At 74.3% G+C, this 15,323-nt stretch carries 18 protein-coding genes; 10 read left to right on the top strand and 8 right to left on the bottom strand.

Features of this window, described 5'->3' with window-relative positions; genetic code table 11:
- Positions 1-41 precede the first annotated feature (41 nt).
- Positions 42-836 (top strand): DUF4253 domain-containing protein, encoded by a 795-nt coding sequence (locus JOF54_RS21675; RefSeq protein ID WP_210051826.1) that lies wholly within the window; start codon positions 42-44, stop codon positions 834-836.
- Entirely contained in the window at positions 827-1,309 is a 483-nt protein-coding gene (locus JOF54_RS00085) for a hypothetical protein (RefSeq protein ID WP_210051825.1), read from the top strand. Before JOF54_RS21675 ends, JOF54_RS00085 begins: the two co-directional genes overlap by 10 nt.
- A 44-nt stretch (positions 1,310-1,353) precedes the next feature.
- Here JOF54_RS00085 and JOF54_RS00080 read toward each other — a convergent pair whose 3' ends face one another.
- Together JOF54_RS00080 and JOF54_RS00075 are read right to left on the bottom strand one after the other, a co-directional pair.
- The gene (locus JOF54_RS00080) at positions 1,354-2,760 is read right to left on the bottom strand and encodes a hypothetical protein (RefSeq protein ID WP_210051824.1); all 1,407 of its coding nucleotides are present in this window, start codon (positions 2,758-2,760) and stop codon (positions 1,354-1,356) included.
- A 77-nt stretch (positions 2,761-2,837) separates the two neighbouring features.
- On the bottom strand, positions 2,838-3,500 hold the full coding sequence (locus JOF54_RS00075) for a TetR/AcrR family transcriptional regulator (RefSeq protein WP_210051823.1): 663 nt from the start codon (positions 3,498-3,500) through the stop codon (positions 2,838-2,840).
- A gap of 72 nt (positions 3,501-3,572) precedes the next feature.
- Here JOF54_RS00075 and JOF54_RS00070 point away from each other — a divergent pair, with 72 nt between their 5' ends.
- On the top strand, positions 3,573-4,655 hold the full coding sequence (locus JOF54_RS00070; protein ID WP_210051822.1) for a zinc-binding dehydrogenase: 1,083 nt from the start codon (positions 3,573-3,575) through the stop codon (positions 4,653-4,655).
- 122 nt (positions 4,656-4,777) lie between these two features.
- Positions 4,778-5,161 (top strand): RNA polymerase-binding protein RbpA, encoded by a 384-nt coding sequence (locus JOF54_RS00065; RefSeq protein WP_210051821.1) that lies wholly within the window; start codon positions 4,778-4,780, stop codon positions 5,159-5,161.
- A gap of 299 nt (positions 5,162-5,460) precedes the next feature.
- Here JOF54_RS00065 and JOF54_RS00060 read toward each other — a convergent pair whose 3' ends face one another.
- Positions 5,461-5,961 carry a GAF domain-containing protein gene (locus tag JOF54_RS00060; RefSeq protein ID WP_210051820.1) on the bottom strand — a complete coding sequence of 167 codons (501 nt, stop codon included), beginning with the start codon at positions 5,959-5,961 and terminating at the stop codon, positions 5,461-5,463.
- Positions 5,962-6,260: 299 nt separating this feature from the next.
- On the opposite strand from JOF54_RS00060, the gene JOF54_RS00055 reads away from it, so the two are divergent.
- Together JOF54_RS00055 and JOF54_RS00050 are read left to right on the top strand one after the other, a co-directional pair.
- Entirely contained in the window at positions 6,261-7,592 is a 1,332-nt protein-coding gene (locus JOF54_RS00055) for a glycoside hydrolase family 125 protein (RefSeq protein ID WP_210051819.1), read from the top strand.
- Between the two features lie 20 nt (positions 7,593-7,612).
- Positions 7,613-8,599: a hypothetical protein gene (locus JOF54_RS00050; protein ID WP_210051818.1), complete on the top strand. Its 987-nt coding sequence runs from the start codon at positions 7,613-7,615 to the stop codon at positions 8,597-8,599.
- A gap of 10 nt (positions 8,600-8,609) precedes the next feature.
- Here JOF54_RS00050 and JOF54_RS00045 read toward each other — a convergent pair whose 3' ends face one another.
- The 3 genes from JOF54_RS00045 to JOF54_RS00035 all read right to left on the bottom strand — a co-directional run bounded on the left by JOF54_RS00045 (position 8,610) and on the right by JOF54_RS00035 (position 10,489).
- Positions 8,610-9,011 (bottom strand): (R)-mandelonitrile lyase, encoded by a 402-nt coding sequence (locus JOF54_RS00045; protein WP_210051817.1) that lies wholly within the window; start codon positions 9,009-9,011, stop codon positions 8,610-8,612.
- A 64-nt stretch (positions 9,012-9,075) separates the two neighbouring features.
- Entirely contained in the window at positions 9,076-10,110 is a 1,035-nt protein-coding gene (locus JOF54_RS00040; protein ID WP_210051816.1) for a zinc-binding dehydrogenase, read from the bottom strand.
- Positions 10,111-10,153: 43 nt separating this feature from the next.
- The gene (locus tag JOF54_RS00035; protein WP_210051815.1) at positions 10,154-10,489 is read right to left on the bottom strand and encodes a carboxymuconolactone decarboxylase family protein; all 336 of its coding nucleotides are present in this window, start codon (positions 10,487-10,489) and stop codon (positions 10,154-10,156) included.
- A gap of 174 nt (positions 10,490-10,663) precedes the next feature.
- Between JOF54_RS00035 and JOF54_RS00030 the strand changes: the two genes are divergently transcribed.
- Entirely contained in the window at positions 10,664-11,218 is a 555-nt protein-coding gene (locus JOF54_RS00030) for a P-loop nucleotide/nucleoside kinase family protein (protein WP_210051814.1), read from the top strand.
- 22 nt (positions 11,219-11,240) lie between these two features.
- Here the strand turns inward: JOF54_RS00030 and JOF54_RS00025 are convergent, their stop codons facing one another.
- Together JOF54_RS00025 and JOF54_RS00020 are read right to left on the bottom strand one after the other, a co-directional pair.
- The gene (locus JOF54_RS00025; RefSeq protein ID WP_210051813.1) at positions 11,241-11,591 is read right to left on the bottom strand and encodes a hypothetical protein; all 351 of its coding nucleotides are present in this window, start codon (positions 11,589-11,591) and stop codon (positions 11,241-11,243) included.
- 60 nt (positions 11,592-11,651) lie between these two features.
- Positions 11,652-13,154, bottom strand: coding sequence for a fused MFS/spermidine synthase (locus tag JOF54_RS00020; protein ID WP_307803677.1), 1,503 nt, complete (start codon positions 13,152-13,154; stop codon positions 11,652-11,654).
- A gap of 242 nt (positions 13,155-13,396) precedes the next feature.
- Between JOF54_RS00020 and JOF54_RS00015 the strand changes: the two genes are divergently transcribed.
- The 3 genes from JOF54_RS00015 to JOF54_RS00005 form a co-directional block, all read left to right on the top strand.
- Entirely contained in the window at positions 13,397-14,158 is a 762-nt protein-coding gene (locus tag JOF54_RS00015; protein ID WP_210051810.1) for a sortase, read from the top strand.
- Positions 14,159-14,254: 96 nt separating this feature from the next.
- Entirely contained in the window at positions 14,255-14,932 is a 678-nt protein-coding gene (locus JOF54_RS00010) for a ferritin-like domain-containing protein (protein ID WP_210051809.1), read from the top strand.
- Between the two features lie 17 nt (positions 14,933-14,949).
- A partial coding sequence (locus JOF54_RS00005; RefSeq protein WP_210051808.1) for a ferritin-like domain-containing protein occupies positions 14,950-15,323 on the top strand: 374 nt, incomplete at its 3' end.

Raw genomic sequence — 15,323 nt, 5'->3', positions numbered from 1 at the left:
CCGGGGCGGGCGCGACCCCGGCCGCGGCGTAGGTTCGCGTGGTGAGCACCCACCCCGGGCCGACGCTGGTCGAGCTGCTCGACGCCGCTCCCCCCGACCCGCCCGCCCGGTGGCCCGACGTCCCCCCGGCCCCCGCGGGTGCCCAGGCCCCGTTCCGGGCGCGACGGACCCCGGGGACCGGGCACCTCGTCTGGTCGCGGCCCCTCGACCCGGGCGAGCACCCCGGCGAGCTCTGGGTCGACCACCGGGCCCGGTTCGGCCGGACCGGCCTGTGGCCGGTGCTGGTCGACGAGGCGTTCTGGGAGGCGGTCGAGCTGGAGCCCTACGAGGCGCCGCTCACCGTCCACGACACCCGTGCCCTGCTGCGCCGGCTCGCGGCCGCCGACCTCGAGGATGCGGCCGGGGACGCCGGCGCGACCGGTGAGCTGGTGGGGCGCGGCCCGGTGCCCGAGGTCGTCGCCGACGTCCGCACCCCGGCCCAGGTGGTCGCCAGCTCGGAGCAGCCGACGACCCTGGTCCTGGTGCCCGCCCGGGCGGGCTGGGTGGTCCCGGAGCTGCTCGGCTGGGACGGCGCCGTCAACCACGAGGTGCACGGCGCGGAGCACACCGCGGTCCTCGGCCGCTGGGCCGGGCTGTTCGGCGTCGAGCTGTTCGGGCTCACCCGCGACGTGGCCCAGCTGCTGGTCACCCGTCCGCCGGCCGACGCGCCGAGCCGGCTGCGGGCCGCCGCCGAGCTGTACGCCTACTGCCCCGACGTCGTCGACCAGGGCGTGGAGACCCTCGAGGCGTTGACGCAGATGACCGGGAGCCGGGAGTGGTGGTTGTGGTGGGACTGACCCGTGCCGAGGACGCCGCCGCCGACCTCCGCTGCGCCGTGGTTCTCCGCGTCGCCGAGGACGCGTGCGAGCTGCACACCGGGCACGAGGCGGTGACGACGCGGTTCGCGGCCACCGTCCCCGCCCCGAGGACGGAGCGGGTGCGGCCGGGGCACCTGGTCGCCGTGGCCACCCGGGCGGGCGACAGCGCCGTCGTCTGGCGGTGGTTCGACGCCGTGGTCCTGGGCCCGGAGGAGGCCGGGGCCGTCCGGCTGTGGGAGCCGGCGCACGGGGAGGTCGTCGCCCGGCTGCGGGACCCGGCCCAGCCCGTGCCGCCCGGGTCGCGGCTCTACGCGTCGTCCGGCCTGCCCGGCGCCGACTGGTGGGCCGCCGGACCGGTCGTCACCGACCCGGCCGACGCGGTCGTCGAGCTGGACGCCCTGCGCGCCTTCTACGACCGGCACGACCTGTGGGAGCGGGCGTTCGGCGGCTGAACCGGCCCGCGCCGTCCCGGGCAGACCCGGCCGCGCGCCCCGGCTCAGGCCACCGCAGCCCGGTAGCCGAAGAAGGCGCGCTTCTTGATCAGCTCGGCCACGGCCGGCGGCACCATGTCCTCCCAGGCCTGGTCCCCGGAGGCGATCCGCCGCAGGACGTCGCGGGACATGATCGGCAGGTACTGCGGCTCGAACTGGTCGAGGTGCACGAAGCTGCCGCGCCGGGCCAGGTAGTCGAACAGCAGCTGCGTACCGGGCCCGACGTCGAGGTCCTCGACGGTCACGACCGTCCCGTCCTCGGTCCGCACCATCGGGTAGACGAACAGCTTGAGGTCGTTCTTGAACAACCGGCCGAGGCTCTCCAGCAGCCCGCCCTGCATCTGGGTGTGGTTCGCCTCGTCGAACAGGTCGGCCAGGCTCGGCACGCCCATGACGATGCCGATCCGCTCCGTCGTGCGGGCGGCCAGGTACTGGGCCAGCCGGTTGTACTCGAAGTAGTCCGAGATCAGCACCGTCATCCCGCAGGCGGCCAGCAGGTCGGCCCGGGCGAGGAAGTCCCGCCGGTCGACCGTCCCCCCGGCCAGCAGGTTCCGCATCGAGAGCTCGGCCAGGGCCAGCACGGGCTTGCCGGCGACGGCGGGGTCCTGCTCGAACTTCTCCCGCGCGCAGTCGAGCATGTCGATGTTCACCACGGTGGGCGGCCGGAAGCTGCCGCGCTCGACGAGGACGGCGTGCTTGCGCAGCACCTCGCTGGGCTGCAGGACCTCGCGGTCGGGACCGAACATCGCGACGCCGGACAGCCCGAGGCGCACCAGCTCCAGCGCCATCAGCCGGTTGTCGACGTGGCGGAACTCGATGCCGGTGAACTGGATCATGTCGATCTCGATGCGACCGGTGGAGAGCTTGTCCAGCAGGCTCTGGACGATGTCCTCGGGTTCCTGGCGCTCGAAGAACGCGGCGTGCAGGAGGTTCACCCCGACGATGCCGAGGGCCTCCTGCTGGAGGCTGGCGTCGTCGTCGAGCATCCGCACGTGCACGACGATCTGGTTGGGCTCGTCCATCGGGTGCGCCTGGAAGCGCACGCCCATCCAGCCGTGGCACTCGTTCCCGCCGGCGTAGCTGCGGGCCACCACCGTGTCGGCGAAGGCGAAGAAGCAGGTGTCGTCGCCGCGGCTCGGGGAGAGCCGGTCCACGTTGAGCTCGAGCTCGTGGTCGAGCATCGCCTGCAGCCGGCCCAGCGAGACGTAGCGCTGGGACTTGCCGTAGACGGCGTCGGAGACCGCCATGTCGTACGCCGACATCGACTTGGCGATCGTCCCGGCCGCCCCGCCGGCGCGGAAGAACCAGCGCGCGACCTCCTGGCCCGCCCCGATCTCGGCCACCGTGCCGTACCAGCGCGGGTCGAGGTTGATCCTCAGGGCCTTCTGCAGGGTGTCGCCAGCCATCTCCATGCGGTCATCCTCGCCGGTCCGGCCACCCCCGTGGACCGGCCCCCGCGGGGAGAGCCCGCCCGGTCAGCGCTGAGCGGTCAAGGACGGCGGCTCGACGCCGTCCGCTCCCCCGCCGGGATCAGGCGGGTCAGCGTCGTGACGAGGTCGTCCTCGAGGCCGCGCGGCCAGGGGAACAGCGGGGTGGTCTGCCGCAGCCCGGCCAGCCCGTGCAGGCCGACCCACAGCGCGGACGCGTCGGCGAAGGCGTCGTCGCCGGCCGAGGCGCCCGCCTCGACGCAGCCCGCGACCACGTCGACGAGCACCTGGAACGCGTCCATCCCGATGCTCGCCCGGTCGGCCCGCTGCACGTCGTCGGCGCCGGCCGACGCGTCCCACGCCCCGCCGAACATCAGCCGGTAGTGCTCGGGCTGCTGGCGGGCGAAGTCGAGGTAGCCGCGGCTCACGGCGCGCAGCCTCCCGACCGGGTCCTCCCTGCTCTCCTGGGCCGCGCGCAGCCGCCGCTCGAGGTCGGCGAAGGCCGTGTCCACGACCGCGCGCAGGATGGCGTCGACGTCGGGGAAGTGCCGGTAGATGGCGGGTGCGGTGATGCCGGCCCCACGGGCCACGGCGCGCAGCGTGACGGCGGCCGCGGACCCCTCCTGCAGCAGGACGGTGGCCGCCGCGACGATCTCGCTCCGCAGCCGGTCGCCCTCCCCGCGGGGGTTGCGGGTCCGCCGGGCCGGTGTCTCCAGGTCGCTCACACCGAAGACTTTACATCCGTTTACCCCTGGCGTACGGTCCTTGGGTAATCGCCTGTAAACCTAGGAGCCCCGATGACCACCGCACCCCGCTCGTCCGCCCCGTCCGGGTCGACGTCCCCCCGCACGCGCACGGAGGTCGTGCTGCCCGGCCTGGTCGCGCCCGACGGGCTCGTCGTCCGGTCCGTCCCGCTCGCGGCGCCGGCCGCCGGCCGGGTGGTCGTCGAGGTCGGGGCCACCGGCGTCTCCTTCGCCGAGCAGCAGATGCGGCGCGGGAAGTACTACGACCAGCCGGCCTTCCCCTTCGTCCCGGGCTACGACCTCGTCGGCACCGTGGTCGCCACCGGACCAGGGGTGGCGGACGACCTCCGGGGCCGTCGGGTGGCCGCGGTGACCGGGACCGGCGGTTGGGCCAGCCACGTCGAGGTCGACGCCGCGGACGCCCTGCCCGTCCCCGACGGCCTGGACCCGGCCGCCGTCGAGACGGTGCTCGTCAACGGGGTCACGGCGTGGCAGATGCTGCACGACGTCGCGCGGGTGCCGGCCAGCGGCACCGTCCTCGTGCTGGGCGCCAACGGCGGGGTCGGCTCGACGCTCGTCCAGCTGGCCCGGCACGCCGGCCTCCGGGTGCTGGGCACGGCCGCCCCCCGCCACCACGCGCTGCTCCGCCGGCTCGGCGCCGAGCCGCTCGACGCCGCCGACCCGGCCCTGCACGAGCAGGTCGACACCCTCGCCCCCGACGGCGTCGACGCCGTCTTCGACCACGTCGGGGGCGCGGGGATCCGCAGGTCCTGGCGCCACGTCGGCCGCCGAGGCGTCCTCGTGTCCTACGGGACGGCGGCGACGAAGGACGCCTCCGGCCCGGCGCAGCTGCCCGTGCTCCTGCTGTTCGCCCGCCTCGCGGTCTGGAACGCGGTGCCCGACGGCCGGCGCGCGACCTTCTACAACTTCTGGGCGGGCCGCCGCCGCGCGGAGCGGTTCCGGGCCCGCCAGCACACGGCCTTCGCGGCCGTCGCCGCGCTGCTCGCGTCCGGCGACCTCGTGCCGCAGATCGCCGCACGGTTCCCGCTGGAGGAAGCGGCCCGGGCGCTCGCGCTGGCCGAGAGCCGCACCGTCGCCGGCAAGGTCGTGCTCACCCCGACCTCGACCGCCCGCTGACCGGCGCGGCCACCCCGCTCGGCCCCGTCTGTTAGGCGTTAGCCGCCTCTGCACCTACCGTGGGCCGGGTAGGTGGGGTGCGGCCAGCACCCTTCTCCTGCGTCACCGAAAGCAGAACCGCTATGCGCAGCCGCACCATGAACGCCACCGGCCTGGGGTCGAAGAGCCACGAGAACGACCGGGACGTCACCCTGTCCCCACGCCTGGAGCTCGACTTCGACTGCCCGGCGCAGCACCACTTCACGGTCACCTTCTCGACCGAGGCCGCGCTGCCCCTGGACTGGGACTGCCCCCGGTGCTGGGCGCCGGCCCTCCGCTCCGACGGGGAGCGAGCCGTCGAGGAGCCCGCCAAGGTGGTCCGGTCCCACTGGGACATGCTGCGGGAGCGGCGCTCCGTGGCCGAGCTCGAGGAGCTCCTGACCGAGCGGCTCAGCCTCCTCCGGAGCGGCGCCATCGGGCCGGGCGTGCCCGAGCGGTTCGCCCCCACGAAGAAGAAGGTCGCGTAGTCCGTCCGCGCACAGGTCGTCCCGACTCCGACCCGGGCTGACCCGTCCCGGCCGGCGCAGGCCGGTCCACCCACCCCGTGACCCGGCGCAGGCCGGCCCACCGGCTCCGTGACCAGGTCGGGACCTTGGACTCGAGCACGGCGGACCGAGGTCACGATCACGCGTGATGCACCACCGGGCGAGCGGGCGGCCTCTACCGTCTGCTCCAGGCCCCGCAGTCTTGGGGGAGCTCGGCTGCGGAGCTCAGGCCGGTGACACCTGACGGTCGCCGGCCGCCTCCGCGCCCACCCCGCCCGGGGCTAGGGCGACGTCCGGGTCTGCGGCCGGACGCCGCGCCCCAGCTCCTGCTCGACCCAGCGCCCGAGGTCCTCGAGCACGTCCCGGTCGGCTCGGCTGAAGCTGCGGGGGCGCGGGCCCATGACGCAGAACGACCCCACGGCCTCACCGGTCGGCGCGTGCAGCGGCGCGCCCGCGTAGAACCGGATGACGGGGCCGACGGCGTCCGCGGCCGGCGCGAACCGGGGGTCCCGGGCGGTGTCGTCCACGACGAACACGTCCTCGGCGTGCATGGCGACCGGGCAGATCGCGCCCTCCAGGCCGGTCTGGCGGGCCAGGGGCCCGTAGGAGGCCACCCGCCACTGCCGGTCGGCGTCCACCAGGGTGATGCTGACCATCGGCAGGTCGAACCAGTGCTGGGCGATGAGCACCATCGACGAGAAGCGTGCGTCCGGCTCCTCGACGTCGAGGGCGTCGAGGGCCCTCAGGGCCTCGAGACGACGGCCCTCTTCGTCCACCTGCACCGGGCACCGGCCTTTCCTGTTCTCGTGGTCGACCCCCGTCGGAGAGATGAAGATACACGACCGCAGCCGTTCTCCCTCATGCGCAGAAGGTGGCAGAAAAGCGCGGAGAAGACGTCGGAAAGGGGGAGAGCGAGCACCAGGAATGTCGGAAACCCCGCCCTTCCCCGTCCTCCGCTCGTCGCTGCGCCGCCGTCGCCGGCAACGCGGCGGGCCCGAGCGGACCGCTCGGCCGGGGCACTCTGGTAGACATCTCCGCACCTGAGCCGCTGCTCCCCCCGCACCCGAGAGGTCGTCCCGCGATGTCGTCGAACGAGCCCGGAGCGGCACCGCAGCCGCCCACCCCGCCCGCGACCAGCACCGACGCCGTGCCCGAGCCGCGGCCGCTCGCGGACGCGGTGCGCGACCTGACGGCCGTGCTGCCCGCGGAGGTCGTCGAGATCTTCCGGCACGCCATGGCGACCAACTTGCGCGAGGTCGCCCAGGTGCGCGAGGACGGCACGGTCTTCGTGCTCACCGGGGACATCCCCGCCATGTGGCTGCGGGACTCGGCCGCCCAGCTCCGTCCGTACGTGCTGCTCTGCGCCGAGGACCCCGCGCTGCAGGACCTGCTGCTCGGGGTGCTGCGCCGCCAGCTGCTGTTCCTGCTGACCGACCCCTACGCCAACTCCTTCACCGACGTCCGCACCAGCCGGCACGCCGACGACCTCACCGACGCCGGCCCGGTCACCTGGGAGCGCAAGTTCGAGCTCGACTCGCTCTGCTTCCCCGTCGACCTGGCCCACCAGCTGTGGCGGACCACCGGACGGACCGACCACCTCGACGCGGTGGCGCGCGACGCGTTCCGCGCCGTCCTGGACACCCTCGAGACGGAGCAGGACCACGAGGCCCGGTCCTCCTACCGCTTCCAGCGCCTCGACGGCCCGCCGACCGACACGCTGGTGCGGGAGGGCCGGGGCCGCGAGACGGCCCCGTGCGGCCTGGTCTGGAGCGGGTTCCGTCCCAGCGACGACGCGTGCGAGCTCGGCTACAACATCCCCGGCAACATGTTCGTCGCCGTGGCCGCCGGCCAGATCGCCGAGATCGCCGACCAGTTCCTCGACGACCCGGCGCTGGCGGAGCGGGCGCTCCGCCTCAGCCGCACCGTCCGGGAGGCGGTCGAGACCTACGGCGTCGCGACCCTGCCCGACGGCAGCCGCGTCTACGCCTACGAGGTGGACGGCCGCGGCGACCAGCTGCTGATGGACGACGCGAACATGCCGAGCCTGCTCTCCGCCCCGCTGACGGGCTACCTGGCGGCGGACGACCCCCGCTACCTCGCCACCCGCGCCTTTGTCCTCTCCCCCGCCAACCCGTACTTCTACCGCGGCGCCCGCGCGGCCGGCGTCGGCAGCCCGCACACCCCGCCCGGCTACGTCTGGCCGATCGCCCTCTCGGTGCAGGGGCTGACCACCCTCGACCCGGCCGAGAGCCGCGCCTGCCTGGACACCCTCGCCGCCACCACCGCGGGCACGGGCCGGATGCACGAGTCCTTCGACCCCGACGCCCCGGAGGACTTCACGCGCCCGTGGTTCTCCTGGTCCGACGCCATGTTCTGCGAGCTCGTGCTGCGCCAGCGGGGACAGGCGGGCTGAGGCCGGCGGGCCGAAGGACCGTGGGCAGCCAGCCGGAGGACCTCAGCCCGGCCCCGCTGCCGTCGCCGCGGCCGGGTCCGCTGCCCTTCGGCCTGACCTGGTCCGACCTCGTGGACGTCCTGCCCGCCGGGGCGGTCCGCCGCCGGGCGGCCGAGTCGCACGTGAAGCGCGGCGAGCACCAGGGAGGGCACCCGTCGGTGATCACCACCCTGTCCTACGAGGCGCCGGCCGGTCACCCCCGGCGGACCACCCTCTTCTTCAAGCGGAACCCGCACGAGGCCCGTGAGGGCGAGCGCCACCGGTTCCTCGCCCGCCGGGGCGTCCCCGTGCCGCGGCTGGCGGTGTGCGTCGAACGGGAGCACGAGGAGGTGCTCGGCCTGGAGCTCCTCCCGACGATCGGGGTCGCCCGGGCCGACGTGGACGACCTGCTGCGGCTGACGGCCGCCCTGAACGCGGTGACCGACGTCCCGCCCGCGATCGCCCGGACCCGACCGGGCCAGCCCCAGGACACGTTCGAGCGGCTGCTCGCCAGGGCCCTCGACCGGGTCGGCGCGCTGCACGCGGAGCACGCCGGCGCCCCGTGGCTCGACACCTACCGGCGTGCGCTCCCCGTGCACCGGGGGCTGCCGAGGGCGCTGACCCACGGTGAGCTCGCGGTGCAGCAGGTCGGCCGGACCGAGGACGGGATGCTGGTCGTCCTCGACCTGGCGACCCTGGCCGAGCGGGCCCGGTTCGCCGACATCGCCAACCTGCTGGCCGCCCCGGGGCTCACCGCCGCCCCGACCGACCGCGCCCTGTTCGTCGCCTATCTCGGCCACCTGGCCGGCCCGGGCCGGGTCCCGTCCCCGGTCGAGGATGCGTGGACCGAGCTGCAGCTCACCCGTTTCGTGCAGGGCGTGGAGGCGCTCCCGTGGCACGTCGGCCCCGGCCGGGACGCGGAGCTCCGGGAGCGGCTGCGGACGCTGGCCGCCGACCACCGCGCGGTGCTCGGCCTGCTGGGCGCCTGATGCCGACCCCTCAGCGCTGCTGGTACTCCTCGTCGGTGACGTGGTCGGCCCACTCGGTCTCGACGCCCTCCTGACCCTCGGCGATCCCGTCCCAGATCGCCAGGTGGGTCATGTGGTGGTCGGGGGCGGCGCCGTGCCAGTGCCACTCACCGGGCGGGCACCAGACCGTGTCGCCGGGGCGGATCACCATGATCTCGCCACCGCGGGACTGCGTCAGCCCGATCCCCTGGGTGACGTGCAGGGTCTGGCCGTTGAGGTGGCGGTGCCAGGCGGTCCGGGCGCCGGGGGTGAAGTGCACGGCGTTGACCTTGCCGCGCGCCTGGTCCCCGGGCGCGATGACGTCGAAGTGCACGACGCCGGTGAACCACGCTGCCGGGCCCTGGGTCGACGGCTGGGGGGTGAGGATCTTCATGCGGGGGCTCCCGGGCGGGGTCGGATCGAGGACGGCGTCGTCGCGGGACGCCCGGTCAGCGCGCTCACGGCCGGATCAGCACCTTGAGGGCCTCGCGGGAGTCCATCAGCCGGTAGGCCTCCGCGATGTCCTCGAGGGGCAGCTCGCGGTCGAAGACCCGGCCGGGGTCGATGGTGCCGTCGAGGACCTGCGGGATCGCGGCCTCCAGGTAGGCGCGGACGGTGGCCGGGCCGCCGGTGAGGGTGGCGTTCTTGCCGAACAGGGAGGCGAAGCCGACGGCGGCGTCCTCGTACTGCGGGACGCCGACGCGGGAGATGACGCCGCCGGGCCGGACGATGCCGTAGGCCTGCTCGTAGGCGGGCATGTGGCCGACGGCCTCCAGGACCACGTGCGAGCCCTCGCCGCCGGTGATCTCCAGGACCTTCGCGACGCCCTCCTCACCGCGCTCGGCGACGACGTGGGTGGCGCCGAACTCCCGGCCGAGGTCGGTGCGGGCGGTGTGCCGGCCCATCAGGATGATCGTCTCCGCGCCCAGCTGCTTGGAGGCGAGCACGGCGGAGAGGCCGACGGCGCCGTCGCCGATCACGGTCACGGTCGTCCCGGGGCCGACCTGGCCCTGGCGGGCGGCGTGGTAGCCGGTCAGGTAGACGTCGGACAGGGTCAGCAGCGAGGGCATCAGCGACTCGTCGGTCCCGGCCGGGATGACGACGGCGGTGCCGTCGGCGTAGGGGACGAGCAGGAGCTCGGCCTGGGTGGCCGAGGCGGCGCCGTCGAAGAAGCCGCCGTGGACGCAGGAGGTGGTGATGCCGTCGCGGCAGAAGGCGCAGGTGCCGTCGGACCAGGCGAAGGGGACGATGACGGTGTCACCCACGGACAGCGTGGTGACCTGCTCGCCGACCTCCTCGACGACGCCGATGGCCTCGTGGCCCATCCGCCGTCCGCCGGGGGTCTCCTCGAGGTCGTGGTAGGGGTGCAGGTCGGAGCCGCACACGCAGGCGTGGGTGACCCGGACCAGGGCGTCGGTCGGGGCGGTGATGGTGGGGTCGGGGACGTCCTCGACGCGGACGTCGCCGGAGGAGTACATCAGGGTGGCTCTCACAGGGTTCCTCTCGGAGGGGCGGTGCGGTGGGCGGAGCGGGCGGTCAGCCGCCGAAGACCTGCCGGGCGACGCCGACCGCGGTCATGGCCTTGGGCCAGCCGACGTAGAAGGCGAGGTGGGTGATGGCCTCGACGAGCTCGGTCTCGGTCACGCCGTTCTTGCGGGCGTGGTCGAGGTGGAACGTCAGCTGGGCGGCGTCGCCGCCGGCCACCAGCGCGGCGACCGTGACGAGGCTGCGGTCGCGGGCGGCCAGCCCGGGCCGGTTCCAGACGTCGTCGAAGAGGACGTCGTCGGTGAGCTCGGCCAGCTTGGGCGCGAGGTCGCCGATCGCGCGGCGGCCGCCGCCGACCTGGCGGCGCTGCGGGGCGGGTTCGGTCATCGGGTTCCTCCTGGGGCTTCGGGGACCGGCGGTCCGGACCGACCTCCGGGAGGCCGTCCGTCGTCGACCGTAGGACGGCCGCGGCCCCGGGAGGAGACCTGAGGGGTGCACTGTCATGGCACCCCGGGCCCGGACCTCCCTCCCCGCCCGGCCACCGGGACTAGCGTCGGCACGGTGACCCTCTACCTGGTCGTCGGGCTGCCCGGAGCCGGCAAGACCACCCGCGCCCGGGAGCTGGAGGTCGCCGTCGGCGCCCTGCGGCTGACGCCGGACGACTGGCTCAGGGCGGTCTTCGCCGACGACGACCCCGAGGGTTGGCGCGCGGCCGAGCGGGTCGCGCACCGCGACCGGATCGAGGGGAAGCTCGTCGAGGTCGGGCTGCGCGCGGCCGAGCGGGGGCTCGACGTCGTCCTGGACTTCGGCCTGTGGGGCCGCGACGAGCGGTCGGCGCTGCGCTGGATCGCGGCGGCGCGCGGGATCCACCCCGAGGTGGTCTACCTCCCGGTGGAGCCGGCGGAGCAGCGCCGGCGGGTCGCGGCGCGCTACGACGCCGGGCCGGGCGAGTTCCTGATGACCGACGCCGAGCTGGTGCAGTGGCAGGAGCAGTTCGAGGTGCCCGACGCGGTCGAGCTGGCCGGCGGCGCGGTCCCGCCGGTGCCTCCACCGCACGCGACGTGGTCGGACTGGGCGTCCGCGCGCTGGCCCTCCCTGCCGCCGCAGGTGGGCTGAGCCGACAGCGCCGAGCCCGACCTCAGCGGGCGGTGCGCGCCTCGAGCAGGGCCTGCTCGGCCACCCGGAGCAGCTGCGCCATCTCGGCCGCCACCACCCGGACGTCGCCGAGGGCCTGCCGGGCCGCCCCCAGCCCCGGACGCGGGTGGTCGCGGCCGGAGGAGCTCTCGTCGAGGTAGTCGCCGAGGTGCGTCATCGTCCGCTGCAGCTCCTCGGCGAGCCGGCTCAGCTGGGTGACGACGTCCTCGGCGTCGCCGAGGCCCTCCAGGCCCGGGTGACCGACCCCGTCGTCGGTCGAGGCCTCCAGCAGGGTGGTGGCGTCGGCGGCCACGGCCGCCAGCGCGGGGGCGTCCTCGTCCAGCGGCTCGCTCATGGCCCCATCCTGCCCGACCTCGCGGCCGGGACGGGCCGCCACGAGCGTGTGCGGTACCGCTCAGCTGCCGTAGGGGTCCAGCAGCTGGTCGACCGGGGCGTAGTCGTCGGTGAGGCTGACCGCGTCACCCCACCAGGCCGCCGCGGGCTCGTCCGCGACCACCGACCAGTCCGTCCCCAGCGCCCGGAGCCGCGCCTCGACGTCGGCGGCGTCCAACGGGCGGTCGGAGGCGGCGAGCACGACGTTCGCCCCGCTCTCGCCGTTCGTCCGGTCGACGACCGCGGGCTCCGAGGCCACGGCCACGTGGTCGAAGACGCCGGCCAGGGTCGCCGCCTCGGCCCGGGCGAAGGCCATCGAGCCCGAGTCGATGACGTTGAGCACGTACACCCCGTCGTCGTCGAGCACGCGGTGGATCTCCCCCACCGTCTCCCGGGTCGTCAGGTGCCAGGGGACGCTCACCCCGCCGAACGCGTCGCCGACGACGACGTCGACGCTCGCGTCACCCATCCGCCCCAGGCCCAGCCGGGCGTCCTCGACGGTGAGCTCGATGCCGTCGTCGGGGCCCAGACCCAGCTGCTCGCGGTCGAGCCGGAGCACGCCCGGGTCGATCTCGCTGACCGTGCTGCGGGTGCCCGGACGGGTGGCCGCCAGGTGGTGCGGCACCGTCAGCCCGCCGCCGCCCAGGTGGTGCGCCCGCAGCGGGGCCCCCGCCGGGAAGGCGCTGTCGATGGTCGCGACCACCCCGCGCACGTAGTCGAACTCGAGGTGGGTCGGGTCGTCGAGGTCGACGTAGGAGTGCGAGGCGCCGTCCAGCACCAGCGTCCGCCCGCTGGGCCGCTCGGGGTCGGCGCAGACCGCGGCGCAGTGGTAGGCGGTCTCCAGGTCGCAGCCGCTCGGCACGGTCGCGACGCCGAGGCCGCCGAGGACGAGGGCCGCGACGGGCAGCACCACCAGCCGCCGGCGGCGGAACCCCATGAGGACGACGGCGACCACGACCAGCGCCACCCCGAGCCCGATCATGATGCCGCTCACCGGGACCCGGGTGATCAGCACGAACCCGGTGAGCACCGTGCCGACGATGGAGCCCGCCGTCGAGATCCCCGACAGCCGGCCGACGACGGTGCCGGTGAGCTCGAGGCTGTGCAGGGAGAGCTTCGTGATCAAGGGCGTCACCGCGGCCAGCAACGTGCCGGGGACGAAGATCACCAGCGTGGCGACGGCCGTGAGCAGGAAGTCCGACCCGGTGGCCGCCGTCGTCCGGACCAGCGCCGGCGTCAGCGCGACCACCGCTCCCGAGACCGCCATCAGGGGTCCGACGAGGCCCAGCGGCGGCACCCGGTCGGCCAGCCGCCCGCCGGTCCACGAGCCGGACGCGATGGCCGCCAGGGCGACGGCGATCACCATCGTGCTGGTCTCCAGCGTGAGCCCGAAGTGCGGCGCGAGCAGCCGCAGGGCGACGATCTCGACGACGAGCACCCCGGCGGAGGCGAAGAAGACGAGGCCGGCGGCCGCGAGGGGCCCCAGGGCCACCGCGGGAGCAGGCCGGGCAGGGCTCTGGGTCACCACGTGATCCTGCCACGCCGCGCCGGGGGTACCCGGTTCTCGGCAGCAGCCTGCCGCGGTCACCGGCGTGGAGCTGAGCCTCGCGCCAGCACCCGCGGCACCCCTTGTCGCGCCAGATGGTCGTGCGCGGCTCAATGGGGTGCTAGGTTGCCGGTGCTGGTCATGGCTCGGGGATTCGAGCGCTGCGGTGTTGCTGCCGTCAGCCAGTTCGGCGGTCCATCCGCCGTGAGAGCCGCGTGCACGTGAGCTTCCCCCGACGACGGTTGACGCCGCCCCTGCGACGTCGTGTCTCGACCTACCTGCTGGCCCTGCTGGTCCCCGTCTGCGCCGTGGCGCCGTGGGTGGTCTCGTGGCAGGCCCCCGTGGCCGACCCGTCCGCCGACCCCTCGGCCGTCATCTCGCAGGCGGTCGCCGCACAGGGCCCCCGGAAGCGCGTGCGCGCCGCCCCATCCGCGGCGGTGGTGGCGGCGCTGGGCAAGGAGCTCGCGGACCCGGCCGGGCAGGGATACGACAAGCCGGTGTCGGCCAAGCAGGCCGCGTCGGTGTCCACCAAGCCGGGGAAGTACCGGAAGGTCGGGCGGATCACGATCCCGCGGATCGGGCTGGACGTCGCCTACGGCGAGGGTGTGTACGAGTCGGTGCTGGAGCGCGGGCCGGGGCACTGGCCGGGGACCGCGCTGCCCGGCGACGCCGGGACGGCCGTGCTGTCGGGGCACCGCAACACCCACACCGCCCCGTTCAAGTACCTGAACCTGCTGCGCGCCGGGGACAAGATCACGGTCTCCGTCGGCAAGGGCAAGGCGACGACGTTCAAGGTGCTGGACACCACGATCGTGCCGGAGGCCGAGTACCCGGCGTTCGTGCTGAAGCCGGCGAAGGACCCGGCCAGCCACAACCTGACCCTCTTCGCCTGCCACCCCGAGGGTCACCCCGTCTTCCGGATCGTGGTGCGCGCGAGCACCACGGGTCCGGTGAAGAAGTCCGACAGCAAGGGCGGGAGGTAGCACTCGGACGCCCGTTCACGCAGCGCCAGCTCTCGGGGAGCCGGCCGATGGCACGCACGCTCATCAGCACGTCCCCTCACAGAGAGACACCTCTGCATGAACCACGAGAACGTTCCCCCGACCCCGGTCGACCAGCTCGACCCGGCCGCCCAGGTCTTCGGCGGCCGCCCGGTGATGACCTTCGGCGACGAGGGCCAGCGCCGCCGGTTCCTCCGCGCCGCCGCCGTCGTCGGCTTCGGCTCGACCCTGGTGGCCCTGTCCCAGCGCGACAAGCTGGCGCTGGCCGACGCCTCCGCCAACGACCTGGAGATCCTCAACTACGCGCTGACGCTGGAGTACCTGGAGGCGGACTTCTACGCCCAGGGCATCGAGGGCGGGGCCCTGAAGGGTCGCGACCTGGATCTGGTCACCCCGATCGGGGACCACGAGAAGGAGCACGTCGCGGTGCTGACCGACACGGTCAAGTCCCTCGGCGGCAAGCCGGCCGCGAAGCCGAAGTTCACCTACCCCGACGGCACCTTCGACGACAAGAAGACCTTCCTCACGACGGCGTCGACGTTCGAGGAGCTGGGCGTCACGGCCTACCACGGCCAGGTCGCCCGGATCGAGGACGGCGACATCCTCGCCGCGGCCGCGTCGATCGCCGGGGTCGAGTCCCGGCACGCCGCGGTGGTGGCCGACCTGCTGGGCGGCAACCCCTTCCCGGCGTCGTTCGAGAAGAACAAGTCCATGAAGGCCGTGCTCAAGGCCGCCGGCCCGTTCATCAAGTCCTGAGAGAAGGCAGACACATCATGATCAACCGCAGAGACCTGATCAAGGGCACCGCCGCCGTCATCCCCGCCGCCGTCGGGCTGCAGATGCTGGGCACCAAGTGGGCCTTCGCCGCCGACGACTTCAGCGGTCCCGTCGACGTCCTCAACTACGCCCTGACGCTGGAGTACCTGGAGGCCGAGTTCTACCGCCAGGGCAACCAGGCCGACCTCCTCACCGGCAAGGCGAAGTCGTACCTGGAGGACATCCAGGCCGACGAGGAGGCGCACGTCGTCGCGCTGAAGGACACCATCGCCAGCCTCGGCGCGACCGCGGTCGCCGCTCCGGAGGTCGACTTCGGCTCGGCGTTCAAGTCGAAGGCCAGCTACCTCGAGACCGCCTACACCTTCGAGAA

The organism is Microlunatus capsulatus (assembly GCF_017876495.1).
In the GTDB taxonomy this organism is placed as follows: domain Bacteria; phylum Actinomycetota; class Actinomycetes; order Propionibacteriales; family Propionibacteriaceae; genus Microlunatus; species Microlunatus capsulatus.
Note: the sequence above shows the minus strand (reverse complement) of the source record. Positions and strands in the feature narration are given on the sequence as shown.